This is a genomic window from Streptomyces sp. KR55, assembly GCF_052245645.1.
In the GTDB taxonomy this organism is placed as follows: Bacteria; Actinomycetota; Actinomycetes; order Streptomycetales; family Streptomycetaceae; genus Streptomyces; species Streptomyces flavusporus.
Window position 1 is genome coordinate 1 of record NZ_JBQQCE010000982.1, and the last position, 788, is coordinate 788.

A 788-nucleotide genomic window follows, 5' to 3' on the forward strand; every position below is an offset into this window, starting at 1 on the left:
GCCCGCACCAGTGCGTCCAGTTCGGCGGCGGGCTGGCGCCAGTCGAACACACCGCCCGCGGGCAGGCCGTCGTACCGACCGTGGTAGGTACGCAGGCCCAGGTCCTGCGGCGTGCGGGTGACCGTGCCGGCGGCCAGTTCGTCGACGAGTTCGGCGAAGGACTCGACGCCCGCCTCGAAGCAGGCGACGTCGAGGTCGTGCACCGTGGCCGCCGGGTCGACGGGCACCGTGCGCTGCTTGAGCACGTCGCCGGTGTCGGCCTCCAGGTGCATCACGTGCCAGGTGACGCCGTGCTGCTTGTCGCCGTCGAGGATGGCCCAGCTGGTGGCGAACAGACCCGCGTGCCTGGGCAGCGGACCGTCGTGGAAGTTGACGGGCAGCCGGGTGGGCAGGGCGAGCACCTCCTCCGGGAGCATCCGGAGGTTGGCGATGCTGAACAGGTAGTCGAAGCGCAGCGGCGCCAGCCGCTCGGCGAGGTCCGCGCCGAACGGTACGGCGGGCAGCCCCTCCCCCTCGGCCCAGTCGAGCAGCTCGGCGGAGGGGGACACCACGGCGGCCACCGTGTGTCCGCGGGCCACGAGCAGCCTGGTGCACTCGACGAGGAGGGTCTCCTCGCCGATCACGACACAGCTGAACGGCTCGGCAGTCATCGTCCGCCTCCTTCGGACTCCCCGCGCTGGGAGAGCAGTTCGGCCAGCAGCTCGTCGACGGCTGCGTCGGACAGGCCCGCGACCAGGCGCTCGGCGTCGCCGGCCGGGGCGGGTTCGGGCGCTGCGGGGGTGGTGGGC

At 73.2% G+C, this 788-nt stretch carries 1 protein-coding gene; it reads right to left on the minus strand.

Annotation, left to right across the window (positions count from 1 at the left end; genetic code table 11):
* Positions 1–650, minus strand: a 650-nt coding sequence (locus tag ACTWQJ_RS51925; protein ID WP_443313285.1) for a formyltransferase family protein, incomplete at its 3' end; no start/stop codon positions are given.
* Positions 651–788 lie beyond the last annotated feature (138 nt).